At 67.0% G+C, this 15,808-nt stretch carries 8 protein-coding genes; 5 read left to right on the top strand and 3 right to left on the bottom strand.

The annotated features are described in order from the left end of the window. Positions 1-22: 22 nt before the first annotated feature. The 5 genes from ACGFK1_RS18755 to ACGFK1_RS18735 are packed head-to-tail and all read left to right on the top strand — an operon-like array spanning position 23 to position 13,536. Positions 23-2,971, top strand: a complete 2,949-nt coding sequence (locus tag ACGFK1_RS18755; protein ID WP_393432189.1) for a DUF6603 domain-containing protein — start codon at positions 23-25, stop codon at positions 2,969-2,971. Next, positions 2,968-5,784: a hypothetical protein gene (locus ACGFK1_RS18750; RefSeq protein WP_393432187.1), complete on the top strand. Its 2,817-nt coding sequence runs from the start codon at positions 2,968-2,970 to the stop codon at positions 5,782-5,784. Before ACGFK1_RS18755 ends, ACGFK1_RS18750 begins: the two co-directional genes overlap by 4 nt. Next, positions 5,781-10,415, top strand: a complete 4,635-nt coding sequence (locus ACGFK1_RS18745) for a hypothetical protein (protein WP_393432184.1) — start codon at positions 5,781-5,783, stop codon at positions 10,413-10,415. Before ACGFK1_RS18750 ends, ACGFK1_RS18745 begins: the two co-directional genes overlap by 4 nt. Before the next feature lie 9 nt (positions 10,416-10,424). Further along, positions 10,425-12,104 (top strand): hypothetical protein, encoded by a 1,680-nt coding sequence (locus tag ACGFK1_RS18740; protein ID WP_393432181.1) that lies wholly within the window; start codon positions 10,425-10,427, stop codon positions 12,102-12,104. A gap of 1 nt (position 12,105) precedes the next feature. After that, positions 12,106-13,536, top strand: a complete 1,431-nt coding sequence (locus ACGFK1_RS18735; protein WP_393432178.1) for a hypothetical protein — start codon at positions 12,106-12,108, stop codon at positions 13,534-13,536. Positions 13,537-13,626: 90 nt separating this feature from the next. Here the strand turns inward: ACGFK1_RS18735 and trxA are convergent, their stop codons facing one another. The 3 genes from trxA to ACGFK1_RS18720 all read right to left on the bottom strand — a co-directional run bounded on the left by trxA (position 13,627) and on the right by ACGFK1_RS18720 (position 15,451). Next, positions 13,627-13,956 (bottom strand): thioredoxin, encoded by a 330-nt coding sequence (gene trxA, locus ACGFK1_RS18730; RefSeq protein ID WP_393432175.1) that lies wholly within the window; start codon positions 13,954-13,956, stop codon positions 13,627-13,629. 5 nt (positions 13,957-13,961) lie between these two features. Beyond that, complete coding sequence (locus tag ACGFK1_RS18725; protein WP_393432172.1) at positions 13,962-14,927, bottom strand: NAD(P)/FAD-dependent oxidoreductase; 966 nt, start codon at positions 14,925-14,927, stop codon at positions 13,962-13,964. A gap of 83 nt (positions 14,928-15,010) precedes the next feature. Beyond that, entirely contained in the window at positions 15,011-15,451 is a 441-nt protein-coding gene (locus ACGFK1_RS18720) for a tryptophanase (RefSeq protein WP_393432169.1), read from the bottom strand. Positions 15,452-15,808 lie beyond the last annotated feature (357 nt).

Raw genomic sequence — 15,808 nt, 5'->3', positions numbered from 1 at the left:
ACGCACTGAGGTTGGAGGCGGCGTGGCTGAGGACAACGGCACCGCACTGCTCAGGTTGTTGCGCAGTAGCTTGACGGCGCTGCTGTCTGATGCGCTGAGCGAGCTTGCTGACACCGCAGGACTTCCTGCGCTCGGGCCGTCGGGGCCTGAATGGGCGGGTTGCGGATTCGAAGACCATCTCCTCGCGCCGATCGTCGATGGCGGTGGCGGTAACGCCAATCCGGTGACCGCGAAAGTGGTCTCGGCGCTGCACAGTTTGTCGCAGTTTGCCGGTCCGCACGCCAAAGCGGGCCTGTTCGGCTGGGACCCGGACCCGCTAACCCATACCGCGGATAGAGGGATCGCCTGCGCGGTGCGGATAAATGCGGCTGACGGCGGCTTCGCCGCGGCTCTTGCGGTCACGATGACCGCGAATTCGCCGCGCATCGACGTCCTTGCCAAGGGCGACGTGGCGAAGTCTGACCCCCGAGCACTCGACGACACGTGGTCGATGGCCATTGGCGGACACGTTTCGGATGTGTTCGAGGTCCGGCTGCCCGAAACCGGCCCAGCCGCGGTGACTCGCGGTTCCAACGGTGACTCGATTCAGCTGGTCTTGTTCCGCAAGGGGGCCCGCCAGGGGTCGGAGCCCGGCATCGACTTCGGCGACACCGTGCTGACCGCCGTGCTCGGTCTCAACGGCGCGACTCCGACACTCACCGGCGCCGTGCAGATCATCGGCGGTCAGGTACGTATCGCGCCGGGGGAGCTGTCAACGATCGTGCCGATGCTCGAGCCGACTCCCCTCGACGTGGAGCTGTCGCTGTCCAGCTCGGCGGGAATCACCATCGCGGGCAGCCCCACGCTCTCCGTGCGGCTTCCGACCGGCGCTTCGGAGCCCGGGCTCACCGCGGGCCCCCTCGACGTGGAGCTGATACCCAAGCTCGAGCAGCCCCCGAGCGTCCGGGTCCGAGTCACTTGTGCGATCGCGCTTGATCTGCCGGCGGTACCGATCCACCTCGACGTGCAGGGCAACGGTTTCGAGGTCCCGTTCCGATTAGGCGGCGCGGCACTGGCATTCGACCCCGAGGAACTGGTGCCGCACACTCCGACGGGCGCAGGCGCGGCGCTGGCCCTGCCGATCGTCAACGGAGCCGGACAGTTGTCTCGTGTAGGCGACGGCTACACCGGCCAGCTGTCTGTGCAGATGACACCGATGTCCGTTACCGCTCTGGGAACTCTCGACTTGCGCACCGGGGCGTTCCTGGTGCTGCTGGGCGCGGTCTTCCCACCGCCGGGAATCCAGATCGGATTCGGTTTCGCCATCACCGGCGTCGGCGGCATTGTCGGGGTCAGCAGACGCATCGATCGCGACGCGTTGACGCGAGCGGTGCAGGACGGTACGGCCGCATCGATGCTGTTCCCGGCGGATCCGGCCAAAGCCGCGCGCGACGTTGTGCCGATGCTCGACCGGGTGTTCCCGCCGTCACCCGGCTCGGTGATCGTCGGCCCGATGTTCCAAATCAGTTGGGGGGGACGACTTCTGACCGGATCGGTGGCACTGATCGTCGAACTGCCCGATCCCGTCCGGCTGTCGGTTCTCGGCAAAGTATTGCTCGCGGTGCCCGATCCCGAGCTGCCCTTGATCAAGTTGCAGATCACCTTCTTCGGTCAGATCGACCCCTCGGTGCCAAGCCTGCAGTTCGTGGCCAGCCTGACCGATTCGTCAATCGCGGGCATCCCCATCACCGGCGACATGTTCGTCCTCGTCCAGGGCGGCTCCGAGGCCAACGTCGTCGTGTCCGCGGGCGGGTTCCACCCGCAGTTCAACCGGCCGCGTGGGGTGCCGGCGCTCAACCGCGTCGCGATGACGCTGTCGTCGGGACCGTTCCTCCAGTTACGTTGCAGCGCATACGTCGCGTTGACGTCGAACACCCTTCAGTTCGGCGCCGTGGCCGAACTGGTCGCCGAGGTCGCCGGCTGCGGGCTACGCGGTCACCTCGGCTTCGACGTGCTGATCCAATTCTCGCCGTTCCATTTCATTGCTGAGATCTCGGCAGCCATCGCCGTGGAGGTTCTCGGCGAGACCCTGGTGGGGGTCGCGCTGCGACTGTCGCTGGAAGGGCCAGGGCGTTGGCGGGCTGTCGGCCGCGGCAGTGTCGAGCTCTTCGGGTTCGATGCCTCCTTCGACTTCGACGAGTCCTGGGGCGGCTCGAACCCCGCCGTGACCGCAGCGCCGGACGTGGGCGCAATTCTGACGGCGACGCTGCTCGAGCCGCAAGCTTGGCACGCATGTGCGCCTGATCCCGCCGCCCTCCCGGTTCAGATCACCGGGTCGGCGGGCTCCGCACTCGCCGATGGCAGCGCGCTGCACCCGCGCGGATCATTGTCGGTGCGGCAGAAGGTCGTTCCGTTGGGGGTCGACATCGATCGCTTCAACCGCGTACCGATCACGCCGCAGCGATGGGACGTGTCCAGTCCAGTATTGGGTGAAGGCCGGCCGGCGCCGGTCAGCGGAGAGGAGCGCGAGCAGTTCGCCCCGGCGTCGTTCTTGACCATGACCGACGATGCCCAGATCGCGCGCCCCGCGTTCGAAACCTTCCGGGCCGGGCTGAAACTGGTCGCCAGCGAGGTGGTTATGGGCGAGGAGCGCGGCACCGACTTCGACTACGAGACCAAGGTCATCTCACGGCATTTCAGCACCACCGACTCAATCGCAGTCGAAATCGGCGCCCTGGTCGAGGCTGTCGAGATGGCTGCGGGTGCAGGGTTGGACCACCCACGTTGGTGGCGCAGTGACCGCGACGTGGTGACGGTGTCCGACGCGCCGACGTATGCCGTCATCAACACGTGGTCGCTGTCCGCGGCGACCGACGTCGCGCCGCCGTCGCGGAGTGCTACCGAGGCGTACCAGGCGGCGGCCGCCGCGCGACTGGCAGATCCGCGCCGACGAGTCGACGTGGCCGAGGCGTGGGAGGTCACCGGCACATGAGCACCATCCGGTTCTCGTCGTGGGCGCAGACGGCCGTCGGCCAGGCGATCGTCGCCGAGGATGCGCCGGGCCGACTGCCCGCCGCAGACTTCACACCCGGGATCTCGCTGGTCGACCCGTCCGGCCACGCCACCGCGTTGACGGTCCCGGCGCCGATGTCGATGCTGGGCCCCGACGCCGTCGCGAGCCTCGACGCCCGTGCGGTGGTGCGCACCGACCCACCCGCGGGCGCCGCCGATGTCGAGGACAACTACCTGGCCTCGGTCGACCTCAGACCTGTCGAATTGCCGTGGCTGTTCACCCCGGCCAAGGCCAGTGCAGGCCGACTGCGGCCATGGATCGTGCTGGTGGTGGTCGAGATGGCGACCAGCCGGCTGGTTGCGGGCGATCCGGTCCCGACGCTGAGCGTCGGCGCCGACCAGCTGCCCGATCTGGTCGACTCCTGGGGTTGGGCGCACGTGCAGCGCGCCGACGATCCCGCCGAGCAGGTGGCCCGGCTGCTGTGTCCGCGCCGCTTGCGGGAATCGACCCGATACCGGGCTTGTATCGTGCCCTCGTTCACGTACTCCGTTGCCACACAGTCCTATTCGCCTGCTTGGCAGAACGGCCAGGCCGAGCTCGTCAACGTGCCGGTGTACTACTGGTGGGAGTTCGGGACCGGTCTGCTCGGCGATTTCGAATATCTGGTGCGACGGCTCGGCCCGGCACCCGAGGACCGGGTAGCGAACCTGGGCACGGTGTTCGTCGATGTCGAAAGGCCCTGGGCGACTGACAATCCGCTGGACGGTGCGCCGCGACCCGCCCCGTACCCGGTGCCCGGTGCCCTCGGGCAGCTCGACACGGACGGCGAAGTGCAACCCGACTTCGCGGCCGCGGTGACCGCGGACTTCACCGCCCGCATCGTCGCGCAGTGCAATGCGGGCGCCGGAACGCTCGACGAACAGGAGGGCGACGAGCCGGCCGCGATCACTCCACCGATCTACGGGGGCCGTCACGTCGTTGTCGACGAACTCGACCCCGACGGTGCTGGCGTCCCTCCATGGCTGCAGGCGCTGAACACGGCCATCCCGACCAGGATCGCCGCCGGGCTTGGCGCCGCATACGTTCGTCTGAACCAGGAGTCGTTGATGGCCAGGGCCTGGGAGCAGGTCGGCGCAATTCGGGAGGCGAACCGCAGGCGGGCCCTCGGGCAGCTGGCCGAAAGTGTTACAGCGGCGTTGCACGGCAAGCACGTCGCCAACCTCACTCTGGGAGAAGCCGTTTCGTTTGCCGCACCGGCCGCCCCTCGCGTTCGCCCCTGGGGTGCGCAGGCTCCGCCGCTGGCGACCGCGATCGAGGTCAGCGTCATGCCGACGGCCGCAGGTTCGACCGCGTTCGCCCGAATGATGCGCCCCAGCGGGCACATCGCCAGAGCGGCGTCGGTGCAGTCGCGGTCGGTGATCGAACGGGCCATCTCCGGCGCCGTCACGGTGCCGGCTGCGCGTCCCGCTCCGTCGTTCGTCGTGCCCGACGCGGCGCCCCCTGCAGCGGCCGTCAGCCCCGCAACTGCGGCCGCGGTGACGGCTCAACGCTCGGTGTCGGCGGTGAGCGACCTGCTTCGGCTGCAAGCGATGTCCGACGTGGCCCGCGTCAACGGCCTGCACAGCGCCGCGGACGCCCTTACCGCCAAGCTGTCCGCTACCGGGCTCGACACCGAGGCGATGCGCATCGGCGACGTCACACAGCTGCGCGCGCAAGTGGTCCCACAGCTCAACGCTGTCACCGCAGGCGTCGCGACGGCGCGAGCGCAGTTCGTCAGGCCCAGCGGAGCGGGTGCTGCGGTGACAAATATCGGGGTGCAGCTCGACGTGGCGGCCCTGCGCGGCAACCTGGTAGCCGCGCTGGCTCCCGGTGACCGTGTCGCGCGCGCCGTCGCCGCCCAGATCGGGGTGCCAGAACGGATGGGGCCGGCGACTTCGCTGGTGCCCATGATGGACCATCCGTCGTTCCCAGCGCCAATGGCGTTGGCGCTGCGCGACTTTGCTCCGAACTGGTTCCTACCCGGCATAGCCGACTTCCCCGCGGAGTCGGTCACTCTGCTAGGTGTGAACAACGCCTTCATCGAAGCGTTCCTGGTTGGCTTGGCGCATGAGTTCAACCGTGAACTCCTGTGGCGGGAGTACCCCACGGATATGCGCGGCACGCCGTTCCGTCGGTTCTGGCCCACATCGGGCGTGCAGCCGGACATCGACGAGATCTACACCTGGACTGGTCCGCTGGGCAGCCATTTGGTGTTGGGCGAGAACAACATTGCGGTGTTATTGGTGCGCGGTACCGTGGTGCGCCGGTTCCCGTCGATGGTGGTCGCGGCGGCCCCCGCGCTGATGGACGCCGGCGGCGATCAACCCGCCACCAACTCCGACCCTGCATCCTGGCGGGCGCCGCTGTTCGCGCTGCCGATCGATGACCAGACCATGGCGTACGCCTTCGCGGTCCCGCCTGACGACTTACGGGCGTTGCCCACCCCCGCCAAGCCCGGATGGTTCTTCGCGTTCCAGGAGAATTCGACACGCGTGCGGTTCGGTTTCGACATCGGCGATGGCGCCGCCGTGGACCCTGCTTTCACCTCGTGGGACGATCTCACCTGGAACCGGATCCTGGCCGCCCATCCCGACGGCGCCCGGTCATTCGCCCGCGCCGACGCGGCCGTCGCCGCGCCTGAACAACCCGGCGACAAGCAGTGGAACCGCGACGCTACCGACATCGCCAGAATCACGCTGCAGAAGCCGTTTCGAATGCTGATCCACGCCTCAGAACTGGTGGTTCACTCATGACGGGACCGGCCGCAACGGCCGAAGCGCTGCTCGACGCTCTCACTGCGGTCGGCATAGATTTCAGTGTCGCGAGGGACGACCTGCTGGAGTGGCTGGGCAACCCCGAGTTCACGGAGTACCCCGCCTTCGCGACCGCGCTGCTGCGGTTGCTTCGCGGCCACGCGTTGCGGCAGCCGGTGTTCATCGACGTGATCGTCGGGTTCTACGAACAGTCCCCCGGCAACCCGTCGCCGCGTCGTGCCGAAGACGTGGATACCGAATTGCTCAAGCAGGCGATCCTGGACGGCTTCAATGAGCGGTACGACCAGCAGGTCACCGACTTCACGGCGTTACTGAAGCCCTCGGTCACCCTGTTTTCTGGAATGCCCGAGCGGCGCCGGGTCGTTCGGGAAGCCCGCCGCCAGCGGGAGGCGGCGTGGCGGGAACGGTACAACACCGAAGCTATTGCCGACGATCTATGGACGCGCACTCAGACGATGCGCGACGACTTCGCCGCCTCGGTGTTCGGTCAACCGTTCGTCGAGGCGCGAACCGCCGCGGAGAATGCGAAGACATGGGCCGCCAATCGAGCCGAAGACGCCGAGCATCATGTGGAGGACGTCGACGCGGCGTGGGATACCGACGCTGCCGCCGATCCGCTGTGGCCTGACGGTGGCGGTGAACTGCCTCTGATGTTGCTGCCGGTACGGCTCGAGACACTGTTTCGACCATCGGCGTCGGGCGGGGCCGAATTGTTGATCCGGGTGTATCCGGACGACATCCACATCGACAGCCATGAGACCGCGCTCACCGCCGCCGAACGTGCTGCCGGCGAACGGTATTGGAGCGTGGCCGGCGCGCCCGGCGCCGACGAGGCCGCCAGGTCCGCCGCATGGGCGGCGGTGACGGCCTCGGTCGGACCGTCGCGTGGGTTGTGGGCCGTTGAATGCCTGCGCCCAGGCGGCCGCGGCGCTGACGCCAAGGACAGCACTTGGACCCGGGCCCCGCTGGCCCGAATGATGCCGCACCACTTCACCTTTTCCGCCTACCGCGAAGGGCGATTGATGTGGCGGGTGGACGGTGCGCCTGTGCCCGCAGAGTTGCCCGCAGGATTTACACCACCGGCAATCGAGCAGGACGACGGAGACGATGATCCTGCGACGGGGGCGGTGCCCTGGCAGCGCGGCAGCAGATGGTTGGTCGACTTCGACGATGCGGTCGCCGTGGGTATGGCGGTGCGGGTGCCACTCGGCGACCCCAACCTGCACTACGATCTGCTGACCGCGGTGGGCGTCGGATCGGCGGACCCCGAGACCGCCGCGCGTAGCGTCGAGGAGTTGCTCGTCGCGCACGACTACACCGATGGGCTGTCGGTGCTGGCCGCGGGCACGCCGACCAACAACACCCCGGGCAGTCGGTCCGGGTGGCGATCGCTGCCAAAGCGGCGATCACCCGATGACGCGGACACCGCGCGTGGCGCATTGGCGGCTGTCGGCCCGGCCTCGGCCGCGCAGCGTGTGGCGTCCGCGCTCGGCGTCGACGCCACAAAGGCCCTGGCTCTCATCGACGGCGGCCTCTCCGATCCCGACGATCTCGCCGCCCCCGCGCACCAGTTCATGGCCGGCTTGCTCGGCAATCTCTCGGTGGACTGGCTTCCGGTGGGATCGAGCCTTTGGAAGGCGCCCACCGATATCGGGTTCCTCGCCGACCACTTCACATCTTTCGTTCGCAGTCGCGGGCCACTGCCCGCATTGAGGGTCGGCAGGCAACCGTACGGAATTCTTCCGATCACACCGATCGACCTATGGCGCGGTGACGACGTCAACGAGGCGATCACCTACGTGATGTCGTCAGTCTTGTCGTATTACAAGGAAAACGTGCTGCGGGCCGCCCAGGTCGGCGCCGGCCGCGACCAGGACGCCACGATTCTCGACTTGTTGAGTCGGCGCCCGGCCTCGACGCGGGTGCGCTACATCTCCGACACGAAGTCCGATTTCGTCAACCGCAGGGCGCACCCGCCGGCTACGGTCGGCATCGCGATGGCCGACATGGACATGATGTTCTCGGCGCGCGGGCCGATCGGGACAGCACCTGCCGGCTTTGATTTCACCGCGGCGATCGACCCGACACCAGAACTGCTCGAGTTCGTCGCTACCCGTCCACTGCATCTCTATGCCGAGGTGGTCAACGACACGCAGACATGGCTAGCCGGCGTCCCCGAAGGCGGGCAAGCGGAGTGGCCGCCGGAACTCATCGAGAAGATGAAGGCCGTCAACGCCTCTGCGAGTCAACTGGATCCGGCCACCAGCGGCCTGTTCTACCAGCTCGCTTTTCCGCTGTTTCGCAGCTTGTGGTGGCTTTCACTGCTTTACGGGTTCCCGTCGCGCATGCCCGCCGATCACGAAGCGCGGCCGGCGGCGGAGGCGCTGGCGCTATCCACCGCGGCGGCCGTTGAGCTCGAAACGATTGCGGTGCAACGGCTTGCAGATCTCGAACGTGCATTGTGCGAATGCCTCGACACCGCGTCGCACCGCGTCGATGCCTGGGCCACTTCGCTGGCCACCGCGCGGCTGGCCCATGTGCGCGCAGACCACCCGACCGGGTTGCGCACGGGTGCGTACGGATGGGTGGCCGACCTCGCACCACTGTCACCAGGTAACCGTCCTACACGGGACGGCTACCTGGTCACCCCGTCGATGCAACACGCCACCACTGCGGCCGTGCTGCGGTCAGGGTGTTTGGCGCATTCGGACCCGACAGCGTTCGCGGTCAACCTGAATTCGGGTCGAGTGCGCAAGGCGTTGCGCACGCTCGAGGGCATCAAACAGGGCCAATCGCTGGACTATCTGCTCGGTTACCGCTTCGAGCGGGCATTGCACGACCGCTCGATGGATCACCTGATCCCGGCGTTTCGCACGCGGTATCCAATTGCGGCGCAGGTGAATCCGGAAGCCGAGGATGCCGGTGCGGTTCAGGCCGCCGTCGCTGCCCGTCATGTCGTAGACGGCTTGGCGCTGAGCCGTGACTGGCCGAGCTTCGATGCGGGTGTGCCGACTGTGCCGGTCGGGGCGCAGCTGTTGCCTGCGGTGCGCGAGCTTGTCGCCGATCTGGTCGACACCTTCGATGCGGTCGGTGATCTGCTGCTGGCTGAGAGTGTGCATCACATCGTCGGCGGCAACCCGTTACGCGCTGGACTGGCCGCCGATGTCGCCAGCCGCGGCCTGCTGCCCGACGACTTCGCCGTGATCTCGACACCGCGCAGCGCGGACACCGTCGCATACGCCTTCGGCGCGGTGCTCACCGACATCCTCGACGCGGGTAGCGGATGGGACGCGGACAACGGACTGGCCGAACTCGAACCGGCGCTGGAGAATTGGTGCCGAACCCGGCTGGGGCCGCCCGCCGGGTGGGTGTTCGCCTGCCGCCGGGCCGATGGCTCGGAGTCGACCGCATCCCTGGCCACACTTCACAACGGCGCGCTGGCGACGGTGCGGACGGTCGAGTCTGGTAGCCAGTCGACCTTCGCTCGGCAACTGCTCGCCGCCGCGGGCGCTGTCGAGTTCACCGACGAAGGGGCTGGCCGGTACGGCGAGCTGGTCACGCTGGCGGAGTCGCTGCGGACCGTGATCGCCACCAGCACACCACTTCTCGCATCGCACTTCGATCCCGTCACCGATCCGTGGGCGGTCGCCGATCTCGGCGAGCTGGCGGGCCGCCTCGACGCATGGGCCACCCGTGTCCAGCAGGCGACCGCGGTACTCGGGCAGCAACAGGCCGACGCGGACGACGTCGGGACTGCGACACGGCAGCTCATGGGATGCGGTCTGTCGGTACCGGCTGACACCGATCTGTCCGACGGCGATCAGCTGACCCGCATTGCCGCCAAGCTCGTCGCGGCCGTCACCGATGCCAAGCTGCAGGCGCCGCGTCCGGCCCCGCCATCCGGCAACGACAGGGACTCGACGAGCACCCTGGAATGGATCAGCAAGGTGACCGCGCCGGTCACCGCGCTCACCGGCGCCGGCGTCCCCGTTCTGCCGCGCCTACGGCTGGCCGATAGCGGCATCGACGCATTGTTGTCACCACAGCACCTGCCTGCCGCAGCCACCGGTGACGGTCTCGCCGACTGGATCCGCGACATCGGTCGCGTGCGGCCCGCGGTCAGGTTGGCCGACGATGCGCTGACGGCTTCTGAGCTGGAAGCGGGCCGGGCGCCAACCGGATTCGTCGTCACCCAGGCGCCCGCCACCGCGAGTCCACCGTGGATCGCGGTGAGCCGCTGCGCCGCGCGGGCATCGGCGGTGTTGGCCGTCGACGGCGAAATCAGCGCAACGTCGATGACGGGTCTGGTGTTCGACTCGTGGTCGGAGGCGCTACCTCGAGAAGGTCGCGAACCCGGGAGCGCCGACGAGGTGGCGGGCGTCGCTTTCCACACAGCCCGGCCGGATGCACGAGCGCCGCAGGCGATCCTGCTCGCGGTCCCCCCGGACCGCAGCCGCGGCTGGCATGTCGAGGACATCCATGCCGCCGTGGAGGAAGCGTTCGAACTCGCCCAGGTGCGCGGAATGGACCTGACCGACTTGCCCGAGTTGCGCGCGATGATGCCACCGACTTTCGAGGGTGGCGAGTTCACGGTCAACCTGCCGGGCTGAGGAGTGTCAATGCAGATCCGATTCGAACCTCTTCCCCGCGACCCTGGAGTCGACGACGGCGTCGCCGCACGCGTCCACGACCCGTTGTGGTTCCTGTGCAGGCAATGGCAGTTCGGCGAGTTCCGCGGTGAAGACGCCGGATCCATCGCCATGGTCCATGTCGACATCGATTCCCACCGGCTGGATCAGTGGCGCGACGGCGCCGACGGCGAGTGGCGACCGTACGACCCCTCGGCTGCACCGCTGGAACGCATGGTCGAAGAGGAACGGTCCGATCCGGCATCGGATCCACGGCTGCGCCGCGACGGTGGCGTGCGGCTCACGCGCCAATTGGCCGCCGCCGAGCTGGACCCGGCTTCGTGGGCGGCCCGGTATGCATTCCCCGAAACCGTACCCGAACGCGCACCGAGCGGGCTGAACCGGTTGCTGCGCGGCCGAATCGGTGACGGGGCCCGTATCGCCGACGGGCTGCGACGGTTGCTCGATCCCGCGACCAGCGCCGCCGAAGTGGCGGCCCTCGGATTGACCGCGGGCCATCTGGCGGCCGCGCGGGAAGTGGCCATCGACTGGCTCAGTTGGTGGAACGCCCGGGTGCCGGCGGTCCTTGCCGCCAGTGAGCGGATGCCCGCCGCCTGGAATGACCACCGACTGGAGCATGGCTTCGCCACTCGTGCAACAGGTTTGCCAGCGCTCGAACTACGCGCCACCGAGTACGACGGCGGCACGCTGGACTGGTGGTGCATGGACGTCGTCGCGCCCGAAGAAGCGGCCGGGCCCGGCCCCGATCCCGTTCAGTTACAACTCAGCGGTATCCCGGCTCCCGCGAGCTACGGGGCGATGCCGTCGTCGCGGTTCTGGGAGATGGAAGATGCCAAGATCGACCTCGGCGCCGTGGACGCCGCGCCCCAGGACCTCGGCCGGCTGCTCATGGTCGGCTACGCGACGGTTTACGGCAACGACTGGTACGTGGTGCCGCTGCGGATGCCGATCGGAACACTGTGCCAGATAACAAAGTTCGTGATGACCAACGTCTTCGGCTTGACGGAGACGGTCGGACCGGCCGGAGCCGAGGATCCGAACTTCAATCTGTTCGGTTTGTCGGATCCGCGCGAGCACAGCGGCGCCAGTCCCTGGTTCCTGTTGGCCCCCGCCTTGCCCGGTTCGCTGCAGAGCGCGCCGATCGAGCACGTGCTGATCGCACGCGACGAAATGGCCAATCTCGCCTGGGCGATCGAACAGCGCATCGAGGACGACGCAGGTGTGCCATACGACCGGTACGACGCCATGACCCGTCCTGCCACCACGGCGCCCGGCAACATACCCACCTACCACGTCGACTCCTTCGTTCCCCATTTCTGGTATCCCCTTGCCCCCGAACACATCGATGCGGGACGAGAAGCGGTGCGGTTGCGCCTGGTCCCGCTGTCCCGGCGCGAAGCGGGTGACGACGCCGTCGATGAGGTCAGCACCGTGCTCCCACTCGGCGGGATTCTCGAAGCCGCCCGGGGACAGAACCACTTCTGGTTGCACGAGGAGGAAGTGCCCCGCTCCGGCGTCGACGTCATCCGATCACACCAGCGCGCTCGTTGGCACGACGGATCGGTGCACGTCTGGACCACTCGACGTAAGGGCACGGGTGCGGGCGAGTCGGCCAGCGGACTGCGCTTCGACACGGTGACGGAGGCCTGATATGGCGATGGGTTCAACCACATGGTTTTTCAACTCCATGAGTTCGGTGGCACGTGTCGACCTCGTCGACGGCAATCCCGTCTGGACCGGACCGGCCGACATCGGTGAAGTATTCCCGGCGTTGCTGTCCATCGGGCTCAATCGCGACCGCTATCCCGGTTTCGGCAACCTCAAGGTCGGTTCGATCACGGCCGTGCAGCAGACGGCGGTCAACGAGGCGGTATTCGACATCGGCATTCGGCTTTTTCTCGATGGCATGCAGATGGACATCGATCGCAACGTGCGGCTCGATCTGGCGACCGGCAAAGTGCTCGAGTATCCGGCGAGTTTCGGGACGACGTTCAAAGCAGAAGGCTGGCGCGAGTACCGGATCTGGGACAAGTCGGCCTGGAAGATCCTCAACACGATCACGCGCCAGTTCATTGTCGAACAGAACTGGGCCGACCCGGTTTTCACGCTGCCGAACGGACAGCGCACCGGCCTGCCCGCCGACGGCACCACGATGGGCATCGACCGCGGCAAACTGTACGTCAGGACACCGGATACGGCAGGGTCCTACCGGGTCTTCGACCTGGACAACCTGACAACCGACGGCACGGTCAAGGGCGCGCGCACCGACGTCACCGGGCCGCCCGGTTTCGACCCGATGTTCACGATGTTCACCGATCCCGATGCGTGGCGCGCACGGCGGCCCGCCCCGGAGTTCGACCGCGCGCTGCTGACGGCGATCAATTCAGCGGCACACGACGCCGGCACCGATACCGATGTGTTGCTCCGCGTGCTGTATGCGGAGAGCGGTTTGCGCACCACCGCATACCATCCGGCGGGGCGATACGGCTTGCTGCAACTGAACGCCGAGCAGCTGACCGCCGCCGGGTGGGCGAAAACGCCGCAGGAGTATCTCGATGCCGGCGCCGAGCAACTGCCGGTGATCGCGACGCACCTGAAGTCGCTGGGGCTTCCGTCCGAGACGGACGAAGCCGGACTTTGGTTGTGTTACATGCTGGGCCGGATGTACACAGAGGACGATTTGGCGGCACCGGTAGCCGCGCCGGATGGGCCGAGACCGGAACTGTGGTCCAGCCACGCTGTAGCTGACTTCGATGGTGACGGAGTGCTGAGTGTCGAGGACGTGCGGTACTACATCGGATCGATCCGTAATGACGCGCGCTTCGAAGAGATCAGGAAACGGATCGGTCGGCTGTCGGCGATCATTCCGGACTGGCCCAACTTCCAGGAGATCATGCAGGGCGACGACATGGGCATGGTTCACCCCAGCGCGGCATCGCTCGGGCTACTGGTCGACATCACCTGGGACCAGAACAACCCCGCGTACGATGACCGGCAGGTGGAGTCGATCGACCCGCCGCCGGGCACGCTGCAACTGCTGGTGGATCCGGTCCGGGTCACGATCAACTCGGTGGGCTTGTGATCTGCGAGCCTGTCCACTTATGTTGCCATACAACACTTCCCCGTGCCGGCTCCTCATCCGAGGCGGCGCCACCAGCTACGGGCGCGGCTTTCAGAGATAGTCGCTGAGTTCGGCGACGAGGGCGGACTTTCCGCGCGCGCCCACCAGACGCGCAACCGGGGCGCCTCCCTTGAAGACGATCATGGTGGGGATCGACACCACCTGGTACTTGCCAGCGGTGAGGGGATTCGCGTCAACGTCGAGCTTGGCCACGGTAAGGCGGCCGACGTTCTCGGCGGCGATTTGTTCGAGCACCGGCGCCACGGCACGGCACGGTCCACACCACTGCGCCCAGAAGTCCACCAATACTGGTTTGGGACTGTCGAGGACATCGGCCATGAACGAGGCATCGGTGACTGTGATCGGTAGGGATTGGGTCATTGTCGTCAGTTGTCCTTCCGGAAGGTGACATTGGTTGTGGTGGAGAATGATTGAGTAAGCCAGCGTTGCACGTCCAGTGCGGCCCGACATCCGCTGGCGGCCGCGGTGACACCTTGGCGGTACCGCCGGTCGATCAGGTCGCCGGCGGCGAACACCCCATCGACGTGGGTATGGGTGCTCTTGTCGCGGGTGATGACGTAGCCGCGGGCGTCGAGGTCAATGAGTTCCGCCAGCGAACTGGAGTTGGGAGTCTGACCGATGGCCACGAATACCGCATCGAGGTCAATGTCGCACACCGTGTCACCATTGCGTACCCGCAACCCGGTGACATGGTGTTGGCCCCTGATCTCGAGTACTTGGGTGCTTTGCAGGACAACAACATTGGGTTGGGCACGCAGTCGGGCAACCGTGCCGGTCGATGCCCGCAATCGAGGTTGATGGTGAATGACCGTCACTCGGCGGGCGAGCGTCGCAAGATACAGGGCCTCCTCCGCCGCGGCATCCCCGCCGCCGACAACGGCAACCTCGCGGCCCGCGAACCGGTCACCGTCCCGCTTGGCGCTGACGCTGACTCCACGGCCCCGCAACTGACGCTCCCCTGGGACGCATAGTGACCGATTCACGGAACCCATCGCCAGAATCACCGCAGTAGCGTGAAACACGTCATCGTTGACTGCGACCGATTTGACCCCACCTTCCAGTGCGAACCCGTCGACGTCGCCGCCGTGAAAATCGGCACCGAATCGGCAGGCTTGGGCGCGCATGGCATGAGCGAGGCTGGGTCCGCGCACCGGCGTGGAAAATCCGGGGTAATTGTCCACCTGTCCCGCGGCCATCAGCGCACCGCCGGGCACGTTGCCTTCGACGACCAAGGTGTCGAGTCCTGCCCGTGCGGTATAGATCGCCGCCGTGCAGGCGGCGGCACCCGAACCCACGATGATGACCTCACGGAACTGGCTTGCCCGCAACATGTTCGGCTCGCACCGAGTCGGCGACCCGAGCCCGAGGGCGTCATCGCGACGGCCGATTACCGGAGCGCACTGCAGTGGCCCGTTCATGCGTGCTTTCGACAGACGGCGTTTGCGCTGTACACGCTCCCAGGGGTGTGCGCGCCCCGCGCCTGTCGAATGCGAAATGGCACCGGCTGAAACTGCCGCGCCTGAATCTCGGCAAGTATCGCGCGTAGTTGCGGCTCGTCTGAGCTCCCGACGTACCCGTCCAGCCATCGAGCCAGCCTGTCGATGATTGCCACCGGCAACGCCATCCCGCTTGACATGACGGCGTTGAGGATCCGCTGAATCGCGAGATTGCCTTCTCCGCTTCCTAATTCGACGAACGTCATCATCCGTTCGTGACCCGTCAAACACGCATCCGCGGCGATGGCCAGCAACCACGCCATGTTGGCATCCGATGTCGTTGACGAGTCCACCGCGTTTCGCGGCGACGCACCGGCCGGGCTCTCGGTGCGCCGGATGGCGTCAACGCGGCCAGTCATCTCGGATCGCACTTTGAATTCGGTTGGCGCTGGGCGGCGAGTAGCTCTCGACAACAGCGAAAAGACCTGCGCGACTGTGCACCATCAGAGTGTCACCACTGCTTGTAGGATGTCGGATGCGCTGAGAAGCGTCTTGCCACAACTCGGGCATCGAGCGGAGCGCCTGGACAGCCGCCGCAGCCCCGTGGGCTGCATCTCGGCCACTGTGCATTCCGCCGTGTGATCCAATGCGTCCAGGTGATCAGCACACACGAAACCGCACGCGTTACCGTCCGCGTCACAATCGAACCGCTGACAGTGCCCGACCATGTGGAATTCCACATACGCCGCCGCCCGCACCGCACAGCGGTATCCGTT

It is taken from the genome of Mycobacterium sp. NPDC048908, assembly GCF_043197955.1.
In the GTDB taxonomy this organism is placed as follows: domain Bacteria; phylum Actinomycetota; class Actinomycetes; order Mycobacteriales; family Mycobacteriaceae; genus Mycobacterium.
This window is presented reverse-complemented; position numbering and strand designations above follow the sequence as displayed.

Excerpts from the sequence above, each read along its gene's own strand:
- ACGFK1_RS18750 (WP_393432187.1), top strand. The coding sequence starts at position 2,968 with ATGAGCACCATCCGGTTCTCGTCGTGGGCGCAGACGGCCGTCGGCCAG.
- ACGFK1_RS18745 (WP_393432184.1), top strand. The coding sequence starts at position 5,781 with ATGACGGGACCGGCCGCAACGGCCGAAGCGCTGCTCGACGCTCTCACT.
- ACGFK1_RS18740 (WP_393432181.1), top strand. The coding sequence starts at position 10,425 with ATGCAGATCCGATTCGAACCTCTTCCCCGCGACCCTGGAGTCGACGAC.
- ACGFK1_RS18735 (WP_393432178.1), top strand. The coding sequence starts at position 12,106 with ATGGCGATGGGTTCAACCACATGGTTTTTCAACTCCATGAGTTCGGTG.
- trxA (WP_393432175.1), bottom strand. The coding sequence starts at position 13,956 with ATGACCCAATCCCTACCGATCACAGTCACCGATGCCTCGTTCATGGCC.
- ACGFK1_RS18725 (WP_393432172.1), bottom strand. The coding sequence starts at position 14,927 with ATGTTGCGGGCAAGCCAGTTCCGTGAGGTCATCATCGTGGGTTCGGGT.
- ACGFK1_RS18720 (WP_393432169.1), bottom strand. The coding sequence starts at position 15,451 with ATGACTGGCCGCGTTGACGCCATCCGGCGCACCGAGAGCCCGGCCGGT.